A 17,981-nucleotide genomic window follows, 5' to 3' on the forward strand; every position below is an offset into this window, starting at 1 on the left:
GTATAAATTTATGCCTTTGAGTTAAGCAAGCTCCATATAAGGAAGGCTACGGGTTCGGGAACTATTATGGTTTTTTTGTTGGCGGTTTGACTTAAGATCTCGTATAGCTCCGTCTTAACTATTGCATCCCCTGTCAAGTCAAAAAGGACATCTATGGCATCCTCAAGGGACCTCAGCATATCTCTGGCATCCCTGTAGTAGGCTATTCCCCTCTCCTTTGCTTTTTTAACACTTTCTAGCTCTTCCCTTGGCTCCGCTACCGCTATAACCTTTACCGCGTCCGTGCTAACGCTGAGGAGGGCATCAAGAAATTGACTTCCCACCCTACCTAAGCCTGCAATGGCTACGTTTATACGGCGCATGAAAACCTCCCTTTGTAAAATGGCCCAGGGCGGACTCGAACCGCCGACACCCCGGTTTTCAGCCGGGTGCTCTACCAACTGAGCTACCGGGCCTCTTTGGTATTAAAATTATACCACATGATAAGAATTGAAACGCCTTTAACAGATGAAACCGTAGAACGCCTAAGGGCGGGGGACAGGGTACTCATAAGCGGTGTTATATACACTGCCCGGGATGCGGCACACAAGAGAATGGTAGAAGCACTGCAGAGGGGAGAGCCACCACCCTTTGACCTAAAGGGACAGATCATATACTATGTGGGACCTACTCCACCAAAGCCCGGACAGGTAATAGGCTCTGCTGGACCCACCACCGCCATAAGGATGGACAAGTACGTGGAACCTCTTCTAAAACTGGGTCTAAAGGGCATGATAGGTAAAGGTTATAGAAGTCCTCAGGTGAAGGAGCTTTTGGTTAAATATAAGGCGGTTTATTTTGCGGCGGTGGGCGGAGTGGCAGTCCTTTTGGCAAAGGCAATAAAATCCTCCGAGGTAATAGCCTATGAGGACCTTGGCACGGAAGCCATAAGAAGGCTTATTGTGGAAGATTTCCCTGTAATAGTTGCCAACGACATCTACGGCGGGGATATCTTTGAAGAGGGCAGAAGGAGGTTCGCAAGGATAGACCTATGAAGCAACTGGCCATAATAGGCGGAGGTCCTGCGGGCATTTCTGCTTCAATATACGCAGCACGGAAGAAGATGGACTTCGTACTGATCACCAAAGAGGTGGGAGGGCAGGTGATAAAGGCGGGCAACATTGAAAACTACTTGGGCTACGCTATGGTAGATGGCATCATCCTTGTGGAAAAGATGATGGAGCACATGAGAAAGTTGGAAGTGGAACCCATATTGGACGAGGTGGTGGATGTGGAAAGGCTATCCGAGGGCTTTGAAGTGAGAACTGCGTCTGGACAATCTTTCAAGACAAAAACCGTACTCTTTTGCACGGGTTCAGAGCACAGAAGGCTAAACGTGCCCGGAGAGAAGGAATACACCGGTAGGGGTATATCCTACTGCTACACCTGTGATGCGCCCTTCTTCAAGAACAAAAAGGTGGCTGTGGTAGGTGGAGGGAACTCGGGCTTTGAGGCGGCAGAGCAGTTGTTAAATTATGCAAGTACCATCTACCTTTTGGAGATCTCCGACCAATTCAGGGCAGATGAGGTGCTGAGGGAAAAGGTGTTAGGGAACGAGAAGGTCATTCCTCTCCTCAGGCACAGGGTTGTGTCTGCGGAAGGGGATGGTATGTTTCTCAAGGCTATTGTGGTGGAAGACTTGGAAAAGGGCAAAACTTACCGGTTGGATGTGGAAGGGCTCTTTGTGGAAATAGGGCTGGAGCCTAACACCAAGCTGGCTCAAAAGCTGGGAGTATTACTTAACAGTAGGGGCGAGATCATAATAGACTGCAACAACAGAACCTCCGAGAGGGGTGTCTATGCGGCGGGAGATTGCACAAACATATTTGCGAAACAGATCATTACCGCCGCAGGGGATGGGGCAAAGGCTCTACTTTCTATATACCACGACCTTACCTACGGCGTGAGCTCATGGATATAGCCAGGTTCATAGACCACTCCATACTCAAACCTCAAACCACCGAAAAGGATTTAGAAGAACAAATCAAAAGATGCATAGAGCTAAAGGTCTATGCGGTCTGCGTCCATCCTTACTGGGTAAAAAGGGCGGTAGAACTGGCGGGAGGGAAGTTGGTGGTGTGTGCGGTGGTTAGCTTTCCTTTTGGAATGGATACCAAAGAGCAAAAGCTGTTCCAGTGTTTGGAAAGCTTGGAAAGGGGTGCAAAGGAGCTGGACATTGTTATGAACTTCTCCGCCCTAAAAAGCGGTCATCTTCCCTATGTTAGGGAAGAGCTCCTTGCCATCGGCAGAAACACGGAGGGTTTTGTAAGGAAGGTAATAATTGAGGCGGGCTACCTTAACGAAGAGGAAAAGAAGCTTGCGGTGGAGCTTATAGCAGAAAGTGGCATGGAATTTGTAAAGACTTCCACAGGATTTTCTTTCTCCGGTGCCACAGAGGAGGATGTTAAACTGCTTTATTCTGCCTCAAAGGGTAGGCTAAAGATCAAGGCGTCCGGTGGTATAAGAACCAAGGAACAGGCGCTTAGGTTCCTGTCCCTTGGTGCGGAACGCATAGGCACCAGCGCTACTTTTGATATTCTCAGTTAAGGGCACTTGCTGGCGTCGTAAGAAGGTTTGCCCAAGGCGGTCAGAAAGGCTTCAAAGGGTCCCATGTTCTTCATGGCAACACCCTTGGGACCTTCAAACTTGAGCCTTCCGAGCATCATTGCCTTCATGGGTCCATATGCTCCCTTCCCCATCTCTTCCCATCTTTTGGTTTCTGCATACATCAAAAAGTCATCTTTGCCTCTCTTATCCTTCGCCGGTCCTCCGTAAACGCATACAGCCTTGTTCCCTTCGTTTCTTATGGTAAGTTGGATCTGCTTATCGGGCGAACAGTCTTCCCTATACAGGAATATCTTTCTCTCCGGCACCGCCATCCAGCTTTCGCTCTTCCCAAGTTCCTCCATTAGCCTTGGCGTCTTGTTCCAAACCTCGCACAGTTCCTTTGCATACTCGGGACCCATAAAAACATTGGCGGACAGGGCACTACCAACTAAGACTAAAGAAAGAAGAATTGTCTTTTTCATCTTTTCACCTCCCAAAGTTTTTTTCAATAGAAAGATAACGCAAACCCAAAGGAAAGGACTTAAAAACTTTTTATATGCCTATAAAGCATGCAAATATTCGCATTTCCTAAATGGTAGTTTATGGATTATATTTATTCCTTATGCTACTGGTTGAGTCCAAAGAAAAGCTAAAAGAGCTAAGGGAGAGGTTTGAGGATGTCAAGCTTAGCCTGGATCCTTCCGCCCTTGAAAGGGAACTGGAGGAGATAGATAAAAAAATGGCAGAAAGCGACTTTTGGAGTGATGGAGAAAAAGCAAAGAGCTTAACCCAAAGGAGAAAAGTGCTTGAGGAAAACATAAAGGCTATAAAAAGCGTGGAGAGGTCCCTACGGGATGTGGAGGAGCTCTTGGAGATCACCTCAGAAGAGGACCTTGAGAGCCTTCAGATGATAGAAGAGGAGCTAAAAACCGCAGAGAAGCTAATAGAAGAGCTTGAGATAAAAGTCTTTCTCTCCGGTGAGATGGACCAAAAGAACGCCTATCTTACCGTCCAAGCTGGAGCTGGAGGGACAGAGGCTTGCGACTGGGCGGAAATGCTCTTTAGGATGTATAGAAGATGGGCTGAAAAGAAGGGTTACGAGGTGGAGATGATAGACTATCAGCCCGACGATGTGGCGGGTATAAAGAGCGCCACCATGCTAATAAAGGGACCTTACGCTTATGGTTATCTGAAGGGTGAAAGCGGTGTGCACAGGCTTGTTAGAATATCTCCCTTTGATGCCAACGCAAGGCGTCATACATCCTTTGCATCGGTTTCTGTGATGCCTCAGATAGATGAGACGATAAAAATAGAGATCAGGGAAGAGGACCTTGAGATGGAGACTTTCCGTGCCAGCGGTGCGGGTGGGCAGTATGTGAATAAAACGGACACAGCAGTTAGAATAAGACACAAACCCACGGGCATTGTGGTTACATGTCAGCAGGAAAGGTCCCAATACCAAAACAGGATGAAGGCTTTGGAGCTGTTAAAAGCCAAGCTCTACCAGTTGGAGCTTCAGAAGTTGGAGGAGAAGAAGAAGGCTTTGGAAGGAGAAAAGACGGAAATAGGATGGGGACACCAGATAAGGTCTTATGTGTTCCAACCCTACCAGATGGTCAAGGACCTTCGCACAGGCTTAGAGGTAGGTGATGTGGAAAGGGTCATGGACGGAGACATAGACCCCTTCATAGAGGAATACCTCAAGTGGAAAGCAAAGCAATCCTTAAAGGCTTAATCCTCGGGCTGGTTCTTTTCCAAACCGCCATTGGTGGAGAGGTATGCCTCAGTGAATTGAAAAATCCCTACCCTGACGACTATTTGGACTATGCCTTGAGAAGGACTGTGGAAAGGGCTTTCCTTCAGGCGGGAGAAAGGCTAAGGTGTGGAGAGGGTTCAGAAAAAGTAACCGTGGAGGTTCTTGAGTATAAAGACATTCCCACGGGGCTTTCGCCCTTTCAGAGGGTAAACAGTTACAATCTGTTTTTAAGCTTTGAGCTAAAAACACAAAGTAAAAGTTATAAATACAGTGTAGCGGTTCCCTACTTTTTGCCCTCCTGGGGGCAGGGAGATTTGCCAAAGCGCTCTGCCTTGGAGGATGCCCTTGGTATAATATATCCAAGGCTAATAGAAGACTTAATCAGGAGGTGAAACCATGCTTATAAACTTTGAAACCCAAAAGAGTGTTCAAGAGGTAAGGACTGCTTTGGAAGAAAAAGCAAAGGCTAAGGGCTTTGGTGTAATGGCTGTGCATGAGGTCTCTAACATTCTCAAAAACAAAGGGGTGCCTATAGATTACGAATGCGTCATATTGGAGGTTTGTTCTCCAAGGCACGCCAGTCAAGTGCTTTCCAAAAATGCCTTCATATCCACCGCCATGCCATGCAGAATAGCTATATTCCAAAAGGATGGCAAGACGGTTGTTAGCACCATGGCACCCACCGCTATGCTTGAAATGTTTCAAGAGCCTCAGCTCAAGGATGTGGCGGAGGAAGTGGAAAAGTTGATGAAGGAGATCATCCAAGAGTCTATTTGATGGATGATCAACACTTTATGGAGCTAGCCCTAAGGCTGGCTCAGGAGAGAAAGGGGCTTACCCACCCTAATCCTACTGTAGGTTGTGTAATAGTCAAAGAGGGAAAGGTTATAGCCCAGGCGAACCACGAAAGGGCAGGACTGCCACACGCGGAGGCAAAGGCACTCTCTATTGCCGGTGAATCTGCCAGGGGCTCTACCCTTTACGTTACCCTTGAGCCCTGCACCCACTTTGGAAGAACTCCTCCCTGCGTGGATGCCATAATAAAAGCGGGCGTAAAGAGGGTAGTCATTGCCACCTTGGACCCAAACCCTTTGGTTTCCGGAAAGGGGGTTCAAAGGCTAAAGGAAGCGGGCATAGAGGTAAAGGTGGGAGTTTTGGAAGAAGAGGCAAAGAGGCTAAACGAAGATTTTTTTACATACATAACCAAGGGAAGACCATACATAACCCTTAAGTTTGCCCAGAGCCTTGATGGTTCTCTGGCAACAAAGGATTTCCATAGCAAATGGATCAGTTCTGAAGAAAGTAGGAAATATGCTCACAGGCTAAGGGCTGAGGCATCGGCGGTGTTGGTGGGAATAAACACCGTCCTCAGAGACAACCCAAGTCTGACGGTTCGGGCTTTTGAGTGGGAAAGAAATCCCACAAGGATAGTTTTGGACCCAAAGCTAAGAATACCGATGGATTGCAACCTTGTAAAGGACAAAAAGGCTAAAACCATCGTTATAACGGCGGTGGAGGACAAAGACAAGATAAACGCCCTGCAGGAGGAGGGCGTGGAGGTTCTCTTGGCTGAATACAGGGATGGACTTTTGAACCTTCGGGAAGTTCTCCGAGAGCTGTACTTTAAAGAGGTTATGCATCTTTTGGTGGAAGGTGGAGCCCGCACGCTTACCAGCTTTATCCGGGAGGATCTTTACGATAGGGTCTGCATCTTCTTGGCGCCCATTTTTATCGGGGAGGGAGTAAGGCTTGGAGACTTGGGAATAAAAAGGGTGGAGGATGCTATAAGGTTAAAAAGAAGGGAGCTTAAGTTCTTTGATGGGGACATCTATCTGGAGATGGTTAGAGAATGAGAGTTGTCTTTATGGGCACTCCTTCCTTTGCACTTCCATCCTTGGAGGAACTTTTAAAACACTTTGAAGTGGTGGGCGTGATCACTCAGCAAGACAAGCCTGCGGGTAGGGGGCAAAAGCTCACACCTCCACCGGTAAAGGAATATGCCCTCAGGAAGGGACTAAGGTGCTTCCAGCCAGAAAGTAAGGGAGAGATATATGCCATAGTGAAGGAGCTAAAGCCTCAGTGCGTGGTGGTGGTAGCCTACGGAAGAATACTACCCAAAGAGGTCCTTGAGCTTCCAAACTTTGGCTGTATAAACCTGCATGCGTCCTTGCTTCCCAAATATAGGGGGGCGTCTCCTATACAGAGGAGCCTTTTGGCGGGAGACCTTTTAACGGGCAACTCAGTAATGCTCATGGATGAAGGCATGGACACGGGTCCTGTGCTCCTCCGACAGGTGATAAAGATACAAGAGGAGGATAACTATCAGACCCTGTCTGAAAAGCTCGCCAAAGAGGGAGCAAAACTTCTAATTCAAGCACTAAAAGGTTGGTTCAGAGGAGAGATCAAGCCAAAGCCTCAAAAGGGTCCGGCTACTTACGCACCACCCGTCAGCAAGGAAGAACTCAGGATATGCTGGAAGGCATCCGCACAGAGTGTGATAAACCGCATAAGGGCGTTCTATCCCAACGCTTACTGCTTTAATATCAAAGGAGAGAGGCTAAAGATTTTGAAAGCTAAGAAGGTGGAAGGATTGGAAGGGGAGGAAGGGCAGATATTGGATAACAAAAGGCTTGTGGTAGCTTGCGGAGAAGGTGCGGTGGAAATTTTGGAGCTTGTAAATCAAAAGGGTAAAAGGGTCTCCGGGGAAGAGTTTTTGAAAGGCTACAGAGAGGATTTTCTTTTATAATTTTTTGCCGTGATAAACATAATAGAACCTAGGTTTTTTGAAGAGGAAGAAGAGGCTATTCTCAGCATCTTAAGAAGCCGTAAGATCACTAGGGGTGAATGGACAAAAGCCTTTGAGGAAGCCTTTGCCAAATACTTGGGGGTGAAGCACGCCTTTACGGTGTGCTCGGGCACCGTTGCCCTCTTCATAGCCCTAAAAGCCCTTGGAGTGGAAGGGCAGAAGGTAGTTGTTCCTGCCATGAGCTTTATGGCTACCATAGACGCAGTTTATTTGGCGGGTGGTGTGCCAGTGGTGGTGGATGTGGATGAATACTACACCATAGACCCAAACCAGTTGGAGGATGCGGTAAAGAAATACAACCCAAAGGTGGTAATCCCTGTCCATCTTTACGGCCAGCCTGCAGACATGGATGCCATAATGGGGTTATCTGAAAAGTATGGCTTTTATGTGCTTGAGGATTCCGCCCAAGCCCACGGTGCAGAGTTCAAGGGAAAAAAGGTGGGTAGCTTAGGACATCTATCCGCCTTTAGCTTTTATGCCTCAAAAAACGTGCCCATGGGAGAGGGAGGAGTTATAGCCACGGATGACGACAAGCTTGCCAAAGAGGTAAAAAAGTGGATAGACTTTGGGGAGCATCCCGCCTTTAATGTTAGGATAACTGAGTTTCAAGCTGCCCTGGGCTACATCCAGCTTAAATACTTGGACCAAAGGAACAAGAGAAGAAGGGAAATAGCCCAGAAATATAAAGAGCACATAAACTCTTCCTTTGTCCATCCTGCAGAAAGGGAAGGTGCCTACCACGTTTACCATCTTTACACCTTAAGGCACAAGGAAAGGGACCGCATTATAAAGTTTTTAAAGGAGAGGGGCATAGATGCCCGCGTTTACTATAGTTATCTTTTGAACGAGTTGAGAAATGCTGAACATCTACCGGTGGATAGGGCAAAGGTATTTAAAGAAGAGGTCTTCTCTATACCCGTCCATCCCTACCTTACGGATGAAGAGGTGGATTTTATAATAGAAACCCTCAAGGCTGTTGAGGTTCCTGTTTAGTAAGCTCTGAGCCCTTTATGTTGAGTATTACGATCTCTACCCTCCTGTTCTGAGCCCTGCCCTCTGGCGTGGCGTTGGAAGCTATTGGCCTAGTGTCTGCGTATCCGGACGCCTTCAATCTTTCAGGGTTAATACCCTTGGCTATAAAGTATCTAACTATGGAAGAAGCCCTTGCGGTTGAAAGCTCCCAATTGGAAGGAAACTTTTCGGTGGATATGGGTATGCTGTCTGTATGACCCTCCACCTCTACCGGGTTTGGTAAATCCTTCAATATTTCATAGAGTTTGTCTAATATAGGATAAGTCTCCCGTTTTAGCTCTGCACTGCCGGATGGAAAGAGGATCTTCTCCTGCAATATCAACCTAATACCTATAACTTCGTATGAGACTTTAAACTCACCCTCCAAACCCATCCGTTTTAGCATCTCCTCCAACTCCCTAATTTGTCTTTGGATCCTTCTTCCCTTCTCTGTAGGCTCGCTCCTTGGCACCACAGGTTGAGGCAATATCTGCTTTGGTAGGCTCTCCTGAAAGGGAACAAGTCGCATACCAAAGGCTTTGGCAAAGGCTTGAGCATACTCCAACGCCGCTTGCTTTCCCGCTTGAGCCATAGCAAAGAGAGCTATAAAAAGACAAAGCAGTAGTGTCAAAAAGTCTGCGTAAGGAATTGCCCACTTTTCGGAGACTTCTTCGGGGCACTTTTTCTTTTTTGCCACTACTTAACCTCCACAAAGGAGTTGAGGCGTTCTTCTATGAGCCTTGGGTTTTCGCCCCTCACCATCATCCTGCACGCGTCAACGATCATATACATCCTGGCAATCTCCTCTTTTGATTTGATCTTTATCTTTTTTGCTATGGGACCGAATATAAGGTAGGAAAAGGTTATTCCATAGACTGTTGCCACAAAGGCGGCGGATATACCATGGGCTAATTCCTGGGCATTGTCCAAACTTTTCAGGGCTTTCATAAGACCAAAGACTGCCCCCACAAGTCCAAAGGTGGGTGCACTCTCTGCGGAGTTCTTCCAATATTCAACCGCTATTTCAAAGTCTTCCTCCTTTTTAGCAATCTCCGCCTCCAAGCTTTCAACTAAAACGTGCTCTTCAACCCCCAACACCATAAGATCAATGGCCCTCTTCAAAAATGGGTCTCTTATTTCTTCTGCCTTGGTTTCCAAGGCTAACACGCCCTCCTTTCTTACAAGGTTGGCGAGCTCCACTAGCTGATTTTTTGTTTCCAAAAGTTCGTTGCCACCACCAGAAAAAGCCATCTTCAAACCTTGGATTATCAGAGAAAATTTGGATAAAGGAACTGTTATCAGGCTTGCAAAGAGCGTTGTAGGAACAACTATAACAAAGGCGGCTGGCTGGATCAAAAACAGAATGCTTGCACCCTTTAATACAGCACCTATTAATAGTGCAATAAGTCCCCCTACTATACCAACTATAGTAAGTATGTCCATGGTTAATTAGTATATCGTAAGAAGATTTAAATTTTTTAGCCCTATAATTTTGGTTTATAATTTTCCACAAGGAGGTTATTATGAAAAGACTCGTTCTCTTGTCCGCAATACTAAGCACTCTCTCTTTTGCCCAGCAGAAGTTTGCCTGCATAGACGCAAACAGGATACTTCAGGAATCGGAGACTGCCAAAAAGGCTCAAAGTGAGCTAAGGGAAAAAGTCCAATCTTACCAAAAGAGTCTTGATGAAAAAGCCAAGAAACTTGAAGAGTTGAAAAAGCAAATAGAAAGTAAGTCTATAAACCAAAAGGCAAGGGAAGAAAAGATAAGGGAGTATCAAAAGATAGAGTCAGAAGCCTTTGAGCTTCAGCAAAAGGCACAGAAGGAGTTGGCAGAGATGAAGGCAAAGCTTGAAGATGAACTCACGAAGAAAGTAAAGGACATAGCGCAGGATATATCAAAGAAAAATGGCTTTACCGGTGTTTTAGACTGTTCGGTTTTTGTATATAATGCTCCGGAGATAGATATAACCACAGAAGTTATAAAGAGGCTTGATGGGAAGTGAGCATTAGCAAAGAGCTTTTGGAAATTTTGGCTTGTCCTCTGTGTAAGGGTGATTTAAAGTGGGAGGGGAGTTTCTACGTCTTAATCTGTGAAAAGTGTGGAGTCTTTTACCAAGTAGTGGATGATATTCCTATACTTCTTCCTGATTCTGCAAAGCCTCTTTCAGAGCTTGGAAAAGTTCCTCCTCCGAGCGAACAACCTTAACGGAGGGTGGAAGAACGCGATCACCAAAGTGTATGTAATCCACCTTCTTTGTGTACTGCCTTTTAAAGCCTTCCACCATCTGATAGTCCGCCAAGCTATCTCCCACGTAAACTGCATAGTCTAGGTTCATCCTTTCCATGCAGAAGTTCAAAGCGTAAGGATTGGGCTTTCTGAGACTTGGCTGTTCTATGGTGTCATCGTCCACGACCACATCAAAAAACTCCCAAAGCTCAAACCTATCAAAGGCATCCTTTAGGTCCTGTCTTGGTCTTCCCGTTAAAACTCCAAGTGGAACCTTTAAATCCCTCAACTTTTTGAAAAAATCCCTGCTGAGAATGAGCCTCTCCATTTCTTTTAGCTTTTCATACTCTTGGTTAAAGACTTCAACAACCTCTTCCAAGCTTGCGGAACCACCAAAGGTCTTTATGACTTCCAGGGTAGCCAAGTAGTCGTTGTTAATGCCCTTTTTGAACTTTATCTCTCTGACCAAATCTATGTCCAGATACTTGCTTAAAAACCTTTCCGCAGTATTTTTTATAGCGTAATGGTAAGAATGGCTAACGTCTATTATCACACCATCCACATCAAAGATTAACCCTTTCCTCATCCTTTATTATGTTCTCCTGTGTTTTGGACAGCAAGAACTTGGCAAAGCTATTTGCTAAGAAGGTCATCTTACTATCATCTGGGAATACTATGTAATACCACCTTCTTGCGTTAAAACCTCTTATTTTTACCTCTACTATGTTGCCCTCCTGCAGGTCCTTTTCCAAAAGACCTTTCGACAGGAAGCTACAGCCATAGCCACATTTCACCATTCTGAGTATGGACCTTCCGCAGTTGATCTCAATCTTTATGTTTAATTTCTCAAAGATCACCCCCAACCTCTCCAGCTCCTCCTTAACCACCTTTCTGGTGCCAGAACTAACCTCTCTGAAGATAAGTTCTGTGGAATATAGGTCTTCTGGTTCTATTTCTCCCTCTTTGGCAAAAGGGTGGGAGGGATGGGTAAAGAAGATGATCTCGTCATAGAACCAACGAATGGCACGGAATTTTTCTGAGGGCTCCCTCTCTATTATTCCAATGTTTAGAATGCCAGAAGATAGCCCTTCCTCTATTTGTTGGGAGTTTTCCACAAAAGCCCTTATGTAAATGCCAGGCATTTGGGAATGGAACTCCACCAAAAGTTCTGGGACTTTATACTCGCTTAGAGTGGTGCTTATACCCACAAAGAGGCTGTCTTTGAAATCCTTTTTGATCTTTGCCATTTCCTCTAGCAGGTTCTCGTAGTCCTTTAGCAGTGCCTTGGCAAGTTCGTAAATCCGCTTTCCCTCTTCCGTTAGCACTATACGCCCACCCTGCCTCTGAAAGAGCTTGGCACCCACCATCTTTTCAAGGGACTTTATCTGTTGGGTAACTGCGGGTTGGGTGATGTAGAGCATCTCGGATGCCTTTGAGAAGCTCCCAAGGTCCGCAACCGCCACAAAGGTCTTCAATTTTGTTATATCAATCATCAGATTAAAATATAATACAAAATTATAACGAGTTTAAGTAGAACTTATTTTGAGGAATTCTTTTACAGACTTTTCTATGCTGTCTCTAAGATCTCTCAACGCCCTCAGGTCTGTTAGGTCCTTCACCTCTTCCAAAACCCAGTGTTCCCTTCTTTTGTGGTTTATATGGTAAGGGCACTGATCCCTTGCCTCGGAAGATAAGGTAATGAGTATGTCTAGCTTTTCGTAGGGCACAAGGGAACAATCAAGGGGTTCAAGGTCTTGGGTGGGGTAGCCTTTTTCAGAGAGTACATCAAGGACTGCCTGGGGAACTTCCCTTTCTGTCTGCACACCCGCAGAATAGACTTCTATGTTCAAAAGGGCAATGCGCGAAAGTTTTGTAAATATGGACTTTGCCATTGCAGCCCTTACATTACCTCTGGTAGATACAAAACACAGTTTCATGAGGCTGTTCTAAAAATATAAACCCATTGACACAAAAAGGTATTTCCTCTAAAATCTAACCCTGATGTTTGTTAGCCTTCAATTCAAGCTTGAACTGAAAAGAGAAGACAAAGAAAAACTCATCCAGCTAATGCGTAAGCAATCCTCCGCTATCCGAGTAGCATACAATATGCTAAAGGAGCTGGGAAAAGAGAAAACAAAAAATCCACATTCTCAAATCTACCAAAGACTGAGACAGTTATTCCCTGACCTACCTACCAAATACATTGACTCAGCAATATACAAAGCTAAACAATATCCCACAGACAAATCAGTTGTCTTTGGAGGCAAAAGACTTTTTGAAAAGCTTTGTAAAAATCACCTTACAGGAAAATTGAGAGAAAGACTTAAAAAGCAGTGGAGAGAACTAAGACAAGGAACATTGATCAGCATAGGTTCAAGACATGAAACAGTAAAGGGCAATCTACTACTCAGGTTTATAGAACTGGATGGGGAACTACATCTAAGAATTACCACAGGAAATAGGGAGTTCATCTATGCCAAAGTGTTAAGGGAACCAAGCAATAGTAAAGACAAGTGGATAACCTTTATGGCTATGCTTTTGGAAAGCTGGCAAACAAAAAACTACTTTGCCTACACAGTAGAACTAAAGCTAAGAGATGGAGAAGTCTATGGAAATGTATCCTTTGAAATCCCAACACCTAAAGTGAAATACACAAAAGAAAATGGAGTAATAGCCATAGATACAAACGCATCACCCATCCACTTAGCCATAGCTGAAGTTTCAAAGACTGGAGAACTACTAAGCTATCAGACTATTAGCCTACATCACCTTTTAGGACTTTCCAAAAACGCCAAGGACCATCAGGAGTGGATATTAGCCCACAAGATAGTGGATTTGGCTATTGAGAAAGGCAAAGCTATAGCAGTGGAAAATCTAAAGAAACTCAAAAAGGGAACCCGTGGAGATGGGAAAGCTAAGCTACGAAAAAGACTTCACAAATGGAACGCTAAAAAGCTTTTGCAAAAGATTAAGAGGGTTGCGATGTTAAAGGGAGTGGAAGTAGTAGAGGTCAATCCCGCCCATACATCAATCATAGGCATGCTAAAGTATGCACCGCAGTTAAGCATAGATAAAGACATAGCTGGTGCTTATGTGATAGGGAGAAGGGCACTGGGATTTAAAGAGGACATGCCTGAGAATTACGAAAGACTACTAAAAGATAAAGCATATTTGGAATTTGCCCTAAAGAGGTATGAAGAGAGAGAAAAGGAACTTAGAGAACTTATAGAGAAGGAAACTAACGAATACAAGGGGAATGCCTTAGAAAGCGAGCTAAGGAGTGTAGAGAATGCAAAAAAGCTATTAACTAATTTCCTACAAAGCCTTCAGAGCGAACCAAGTTCTTGTGAGGGAGCCAATGGAAGGAATCCCGAACAGGGAAGAGGTGATAAAGCCTCTTCTGTAGCTTGGCAAGTTCTGAAGGTAGCCCTCCTCTTCCCTATCCTTGGAAGGGTCTTACCAAGAGACCTTTCTCCTCTGAAGCCCATACTGGTGGAAGGGGCGTGGGATAGGGTGAGGAGTAGGTTAGTCCCTCTAGAGGTTGGAGGGGCGTCCCGATGAGGGATTTTTTAGAACAGCCTCTAGGCTTGGTTATAATTTTACCATTATGTTAGAACTTTTGACCGAGAGGTTTAGCAAAGCTTTTGCTAAAGTAGAAAACAGCCGAAAGCTAACGGAAAAGCAAATAAACGACTTCTTAAGGGAGATAAGGTCTGCCCTTTTGGAAAGTGATGCGGATTACGATGTGGTAAAGGATTTTCTGAAGAGGGTGAGGGAAAAGGCACTACAGGAGGACATTACCAAGAAGGTCTCACCTTTTGAACACCTGCTTTTGACCGTTTATGAGGAGTTGGTTAAGGTTTTAGGAGAGACGGTATCCGAGTTAAAAAAGGGGACCGTTCTCTTTGTGGGTCTTCAGGGAACGGGAAAGACAACCACTATAGGAAAGCTGGCAAAATATCTAAAAGACAAGGGCTTTAAGGTGGCGGTATCCTCCACCGATGTTAGGCGTCCCGCTGCCATGCTCCAGCTCCAGAGGTTGGCGGAAAAGGTAGGAGTTCCATACTATCACTTTGATGAAGGACTCTCTGCCCTTGAGATAGCCAAAAGGTCTCAGGCAAAGGCAAAGGAAGATGGTGTGGATTACCTTCTTTTGGACACTGCGGGAAGGTTACATATAGATGAGGAGCTAATGGAAGAGCTCAGTAGCATAAAATCTGCAGTGTCTCCTTCGGAAGTGCTTTACGTAGCGGACGCTATGCAAGGACAAGAAGCCCTTAGAATTGCCAAGGTTTTCCACGAAAAGATTGGACTTACGGGTGCGGTGCTAACCAAGATGGACGGAGACGCAAGGGGAGGTGTTGCCTTCTCTTTGAGGTCTGCCCTTGGCATACCCATAAAGTTCGTGGGTGTGGGAGAAAAGTTAGAGGACATAGAACCCTTCTATCCGGACAGAATAGCTCAAAGGATTATGGGGCTTGGAGATATCCAAAGCCTTATAGAAAAGGCACAGCAGGCTATACCGGAGGATGAGGCGCAGGTGCTTGCCACCAAAGTTCTAACGGGCAGTTTTGACTTGGAGGACCTTTTAAAACAGCTTGAGTTTATGGAAAAAATGGGACCCCTTGATAAACTCCTTGGAATGATCCCCGGTCTTTCTGCCCAACTGAAAAACTTAAAAATAGACGAAAAAATTATAAAAAAGAAAAAGGCTATAATCCAGTCTATGACTAAGGAAGAGAGGAGAAATCCACTCATAATAAACATGAGCAGGAAACAGAGAATAGCAAAAGGCAGTGGAACCACCATTTCCGATGTGAATAAACTTCTCAAAGAGTATGAAGAAATGAAAAAACTTATGAAAAAGCTAAAGAACGCCAAGGGTCCAATTGGTATTCCAAGGCTACCTTTTAGGATATAAGAATATACTAAATAACTAACATAATCCCTTCTTATAAACCCACAAAAAACTTTTTATGGTTTTTTCTCTAACTTTTTGCTAAACTATGGGTAAAATTTCAAAAGGAGGTGTTTCTATGACAACGAGAAGGGAGCTTCTCAAGTTGGCGGGCTTTGGGGTGGTTTATGCCACCTTTTATAAGGGTTTTGCCCTTGCTCAGGAGAGGGTGAATCCAGTTTTTGCCCTAAGGGGTGATGGTTCTGTGGTGGTTATTGACCCAAGGAAGGATGAGGTGATAGCCAAAATATCCACCGGTGGGAAGGGTGGAACCTTGGGCTCTATAACGAAAGATGGAAAATATCTCTTTGTAGCCAACAATGCACCAGACCAAAGGACGGTGAGCGTAATAGATGCGGTAAATCTTCGCAAGGTAAAGGATATAGAAACGGGTGCCAGACCAAAGCATCCCCTAGTTTCTCCCAATGGGAGAGTGGTTGCGGTAAATCACTCGGGTATTGATGATGGCAAAAACCGGGTAGCCTTTATATCCACAAGGAACTTGGAGGTTATAAATACAGTAGAACTGCCCGTTTTGAACACAGGGCACAAAGGAGACTTTAGCATGCACGGCACCTTTAGCCCCGATGGAAAATACTACTTCGTAGGAAGCTATTCAGACAACAGGTTTTTCATCATATCCACCTCGGACTTTTCGGTGGTAGCCCATGTGGATGTGGCGGGCAATCCCCACTACTTTGACTGCTACAAAAACACTCTTTGGGTGACGGTAGAATTCAACGAACCAAAGAAGGAAACATCCAAACCAATGGTATACGTCTATGACATCTCCAACCCCGCAAAGCCCAGGGAGATGATGGTTCTTGAGGTGGAACTTGACACCAACGAAATCTCCAACACTGCACGCATAGAAGGGCACCATGGAAACTTTACCAACGACGGAAAATACTTTATGGTTTGCAACAGAGGAGCTTCCCCCTTTGAAGGAACCACCGTTAGGGTATATACCAACGACGGAAAGCTGGTAAAAGCTATAAAATCTGCGGTCAAAGGCGTAGGACACGCTTACGTTTCTCCCAACGGAGAGTATGCGGTAATAACTCAATACGGAGACACTAAGATTGAGATCGTGAGCCTGAAGAACTTTGAGACCATCAAGGTTATAGACACGGGAGTTGGACGGCACATGGGACATGTGGTCTTTATGGAGGATGGTAGCAAGTTTTACGTCACCAACAGGGTGGCAGATTCGGTCTTTGTGATAGATGGAAAGAAGTTTGAGATTATCAAAAGAATACAGACCGCAGAGGGCGGACAGGCACAGGGACAGGTGGTAAGACACTTTTACGGCGTCTTTGAAAGGGTTGTAAATCCATACTTGGCATAATGGCAAAAATTCCGGCGGTAGTTGTAAGCGGTTTCTTGGGCAGTGGGAAGACCACCTTTATTCTCAGGTCTCTCCTGCCCCGCCTAAAAGGAAGGAAAATTTCCGTAGTAGTCAATGACTTTGGAGAGGTCAACTACGATAAGATCAGGCTATACCAAGAGGGTTTGGAGGTCTATGGTATAGAGGGAAACTGCTTTTGCTGTGAGTTGGGTGGAGAGTTTTTAAACACCCTTGCCAGCATAAAAAGGCAGGGCGTTGAATTTTTGGTGGTGGAGACCTCGGGCGTTTCGGACCCATCCCCCATCTACTACAGCTTGGAGTCTTCAGGCTTTAGTGTAGAGTTAATAATGGGCGTCTTTGCCCTGGATATAGAGGAAGGACTTTTGAAGCACCCCCTTCTGCAAGCCCAAATGGATGCATCCCACTGCTTTGTTCTTACCAAGGCAGACCTGCTACCGGAGAGAGAAGTTTTAAGAAAGCTAAAGCCCTTTCTTGAGTGGCAAAAGCCCACCTTTTTGGCAAAGGAAGGCTATGTGGAGGAGGACATAGAGAGCCTATTTGGGCAGGTTCAAGAAAAGCCAAGAAGTGGTGGAAAGCACCAAAGCTTTGAGTCTTATACCCTAAGGCTGAAGGGCTTTTACTCAAAGTTGGAGGTGGAGGAGTTTTTCAGAAAGCTTCCCAGAAATATATACAGGGCAAAGGGTATAATTCACTGTTTGGAAAGCCCCCTTCCACTGTCTCTCAACTACAGCTTTGGAAACCTAATTTGGGAAAGGCTTGAGGTGGAAGAGGAGCCCTTTTTGGTGTTCATAGGAGACAAGATAGACCATAAACTCTTTGAAGCATTTCCAAAGCCTCAAAGGCTCAGCTACATACACGAAAAACAGTGTTTTCCCCTCTGCGATTTTGACGCAAGGGAAGGCGTAGGGTACATAAAGGGTAATTTGGCGGGTGAGCTTGAAACTGCGGAGAGGCTTTTGGAAGAGTTGGAAGAGGAGGATTTCCTCTTTGTTTCGGGAGAGGCATTGAGCTTTAAGGGATTTTCAGACATAAAAAAGTTCTGCGAGGATTTAAAGAATTCTCACTTTAAAAGGCTTGTTCTCTGGAAGGTTCCGAGCGGTGTGGTTAGCTATCTTTTAGAACATCTCCCACCGGACAAGCTGGTTTATCATCTCAGCAAGCATTACCTTTTACCCAAGGCTCACCTTTCCCTCCGGGTGGATACCAAGGAAAAGGAGGAAGTGCTTCTTTCTCTGATTTCCAAAAGTTTCGTCGTTTGAGCTTGTA

Annotated in this window: 22 protein-coding genes and 1 tRNA gene; 15 read left to right on the forward strand and 8 right to left on the reverse strand. The window is 45.3% G+C overall.

Annotated elements, in window-relative coordinates:
* Positions 1–8 precede the first annotated feature (8 nt).
* Both THERU_RS03375 and THERU_RS03380 read right to left on the reverse strand, forming a co-directional pair.
* Positions 9–362: a Gfo/Idh/MocA family oxidoreductase gene (locus tag THERU_RS03375; protein WP_025305869.1), complete on the reverse strand. Its 354-nt coding sequence runs from the start codon at positions 360–362 to the stop codon at positions 9–11.
* Positions 363–382: 20 nt separating this feature from the next.
* A tRNA-Phe gene (locus THERU_RS03380) sits at positions 383–455 on the reverse strand.
* 24 nt (positions 456–479) lie between these two features.
* On the opposite strand from THERU_RS03380, the gene THERU_RS03385 reads away from it, so the two are divergent.
* Genes THERU_RS03385 through deoC form a run of 3 tightly spaced genes read left to right on the forward strand, consistent with a single transcriptional unit; the run spans position 480 to position 2,586 of the window.
* Complete coding sequence (locus tag THERU_RS03385; protein ID WP_025305870.1) at positions 480–1,034, forward strand: Fe-S-containing hydro-lyase; 555 nt, start codon at positions 480–482, stop codon at positions 1,032–1,034.
* Positions 1,031–1,960, forward strand: a complete 930-nt coding sequence (locus THERU_RS03390) for an NAD(P)/FAD-dependent oxidoreductase (protein WP_025305871.1) — start codon at positions 1,031–1,033, stop codon at positions 1,958–1,960. The genes THERU_RS03385 and THERU_RS03390 overlap by 4 nt, the downstream gene beginning before the upstream one ends.
* A complete protein-coding gene (deoC, locus tag THERU_RS03395; RefSeq protein ID WP_025305872.1) occupies positions 1,951–2,586 on the forward strand; it encodes a deoxyribose-phosphate aldolase in 636 nt (211 codons plus the stop codon). Before THERU_RS03390 ends, deoC begins: the two co-directional genes overlap by 10 nt.
* On the opposite strand, the gene THERU_RS03400 is transcribed toward deoC, so the two are convergent.
* The gene (locus THERU_RS03400) at positions 2,583–3,068 is read right to left on the reverse strand and encodes an SCP2 sterol-binding domain-containing protein (RefSeq protein ID WP_025305873.1); all 486 of its coding nucleotides are present in this window, start codon (positions 3,066–3,068) and stop codon (positions 2,583–2,585) included. The genes deoC and THERU_RS03400 overlap by 4 nt on opposite strands.
* Before the next feature lie 140 nt (positions 3,069–3,208).
* Here THERU_RS03400 and prfB point away from each other — a divergent pair, with 140 nt between their 5' ends.
* The 6 genes from prfB to THERU_RS03430 are packed head-to-tail and all read left to right on the forward strand — an operon-like array spanning position 3,209 to position 8,141.
* Positions 3,209–4,321, forward strand: coding sequence for a peptide chain release factor 2 (gene prfB, locus THERU_RS03405; RefSeq protein ID WP_025305874.1), 1,113 nt, complete (start codon positions 3,209–3,211; stop codon positions 4,319–4,321).
* Positions 4,291–4,734 carry a hypothetical protein gene (locus THERU_RS03410; protein ID WP_025305875.1) on the forward strand — a complete coding sequence of 148 codons (444 nt, stop codon included), beginning with the start codon at positions 4,291–4,293 and terminating at the stop codon, positions 4,732–4,734. Before prfB ends, THERU_RS03410 begins: the two co-directional genes overlap by 31 nt.
* Before the next feature lie 4 nt (positions 4,735–4,738).
* On the forward strand, positions 4,739–5,119 hold the full coding sequence (locus THERU_RS03415; RefSeq protein ID WP_025305876.1) for a DUF302 domain-containing protein: 381 nt from the start codon (positions 4,739–4,741) through the stop codon (positions 5,117–5,119).
* A complete protein-coding gene (ribD, locus tag THERU_RS03420) occupies positions 5,119–6,195 on the forward strand; it encodes a bifunctional diaminohydroxyphosphoribosylaminopyrimidine deaminase/5-amino-6-(5-phosphoribosylamino)uracil reductase RibD (protein WP_038532065.1) in 1,077 nt (358 codons plus the stop codon). The genes THERU_RS03415 and ribD overlap by 1 nt, the downstream gene beginning before the upstream one ends.
* Positions 6,192–7,088, forward strand: a complete 897-nt coding sequence (fmt, locus tag THERU_RS03425; protein WP_025305878.1) for a methionyl-tRNA formyltransferase — start codon at positions 6,192–6,194, stop codon at positions 7,086–7,088. The genes ribD and fmt overlap by 4 nt, the downstream gene beginning before the upstream one ends.
* Before the next feature lie 9 nt (positions 7,089–7,097).
* Entirely contained in the window at positions 7,098–8,141 is a 1,044-nt protein-coding gene (locus THERU_RS03430) for a DegT/DnrJ/EryC1/StrS family aminotransferase (protein WP_025305879.1), read from the forward strand.
* Here THERU_RS03430 and THERU_RS03435 read toward each other — a convergent pair.
* Together THERU_RS03435 and THERU_RS03440 are read right to left on the reverse strand one after the other, a co-directional pair.
* A complete protein-coding gene (locus tag THERU_RS03435) occupies positions 8,116–8,856 on the reverse strand; it encodes an OmpA/MotB family protein (protein ID WP_025305880.1) in 741 nt (246 codons plus the stop codon). The genes THERU_RS03430 and THERU_RS03435 overlap by 26 nt on opposite strands.
* Entirely contained in the window at positions 8,856–9,602 is a 747-nt protein-coding gene (locus tag THERU_RS03440) for a motility protein A (RefSeq protein ID WP_025305881.1), read from the reverse strand. The genes THERU_RS03435 and THERU_RS03440 overlap by 1 nt, the downstream gene beginning before the upstream one ends.
* A gap of 80 nt (positions 9,603–9,682) precedes the next feature.
* On the opposite strand from THERU_RS03440, the gene THERU_RS03445 reads away from it, so the two are divergent.
* Positions 9,683–10,165, forward strand: a complete 483-nt coding sequence (locus THERU_RS03445) for an OmpH/Skp family outer membrane protein (protein WP_025305882.1) — start codon at positions 9,683–9,685, stop codon at positions 10,163–10,165.
* Positions 10,162–10,368: a Trm112 family protein gene (locus THERU_RS08440; RefSeq protein ID WP_084326241.1), complete on the forward strand. Its 207-nt coding sequence runs from the start codon at positions 10,162–10,164 to the stop codon at positions 10,366–10,368. The genes THERU_RS03445 and THERU_RS08440 overlap by 4 nt, the downstream gene beginning before the upstream one ends.
* On the opposite strand, the gene THERU_RS03450 is transcribed toward THERU_RS08440, so the two are convergent.
* Genes THERU_RS03450 through THERU_RS03460 form a run of 3 tightly spaced genes read right to left on the reverse strand, consistent with a single transcriptional unit; the run spans position 10,295 to position 12,326 of the window.
* Positions 10,295–10,975: an HAD family hydrolase gene (locus THERU_RS03450; RefSeq protein WP_025305883.1), complete on the reverse strand. Its 681-nt coding sequence runs from the start codon at positions 10,973–10,975 to the stop codon at positions 10,295–10,297. The two genes, THERU_RS08440 and THERU_RS03450, sit on opposite strands and share 74 nt — an antisense overlap.
* Complete coding sequence (locus THERU_RS03455) at positions 10,953–11,882, reverse strand: LysR family transcriptional regulator (protein ID WP_025305884.1); 930 nt, start codon at positions 11,880–11,882, stop codon at positions 10,953–10,955. Before THERU_RS03455 ends, THERU_RS03450 begins: the two co-directional genes overlap by 23 nt.
* Before the next feature lie 33 nt (positions 11,883–11,915).
* Complete coding sequence (locus THERU_RS03460) at positions 11,916–12,326, reverse strand: arsenate-mycothiol transferase ArsC (RefSeq protein WP_025305885.1); 411 nt, start codon at positions 12,324–12,326, stop codon at positions 11,916–11,918.
* 64 nt (positions 12,327–12,390) lie between these two features.
* Between THERU_RS03460 and THERU_RS03465 the strand changes: the two genes are divergently transcribed.
* The 4 genes from THERU_RS03465 (at position 12,391) to THERU_RS03480 (ending at position 17,974) form a co-directional block, all read left to right on the forward strand.
* Positions 12,391–13,950, forward strand: a complete 1,560-nt coding sequence (locus THERU_RS03465; RefSeq protein ID WP_025305886.1) for an IS200/IS605 family accessory protein TnpB-related protein — start codon at positions 12,391–12,393, stop codon at positions 13,948–13,950.
* Between the two features lie 46 nt (positions 13,951–13,996).
* The gene (ffh, locus tag THERU_RS03470) at positions 13,997–15,310 is read left to right on the forward strand and encodes a signal recognition particle protein (RefSeq protein WP_025305887.1); all 1,314 of its coding nucleotides are present in this window, start codon (positions 13,997–13,999) and stop codon (positions 15,308–15,310) included.
* A gap of 115 nt (positions 15,311–15,425) precedes the next feature.
* Entirely contained in the window at positions 15,426–16,694 is a 1,269-nt protein-coding gene (locus THERU_RS03475; RefSeq protein ID WP_025305888.1) for a cytochrome D1 domain-containing protein, read from the forward strand.
* Positions 16,694–17,974: a CobW family GTP-binding protein gene (locus THERU_RS03480; protein ID WP_025305889.1), complete on the forward strand. Its 1,281-nt coding sequence runs from the start codon at positions 16,694–16,696 to the stop codon at positions 17,972–17,974. The genes THERU_RS03475 and THERU_RS03480 overlap by 1 nt, the downstream gene beginning before the upstream one ends.
* Positions 17,975–17,981: the final 7 nt, after the last annotated feature.

This window comes from Thermocrinis ruber (assembly GCF_000512735.1).
GTDB classification, from domain to species: domain Bacteria; phylum Aquificota; class Aquificia; order Aquificales; family Aquificaceae; genus Thermocrinis; species Thermocrinis ruber.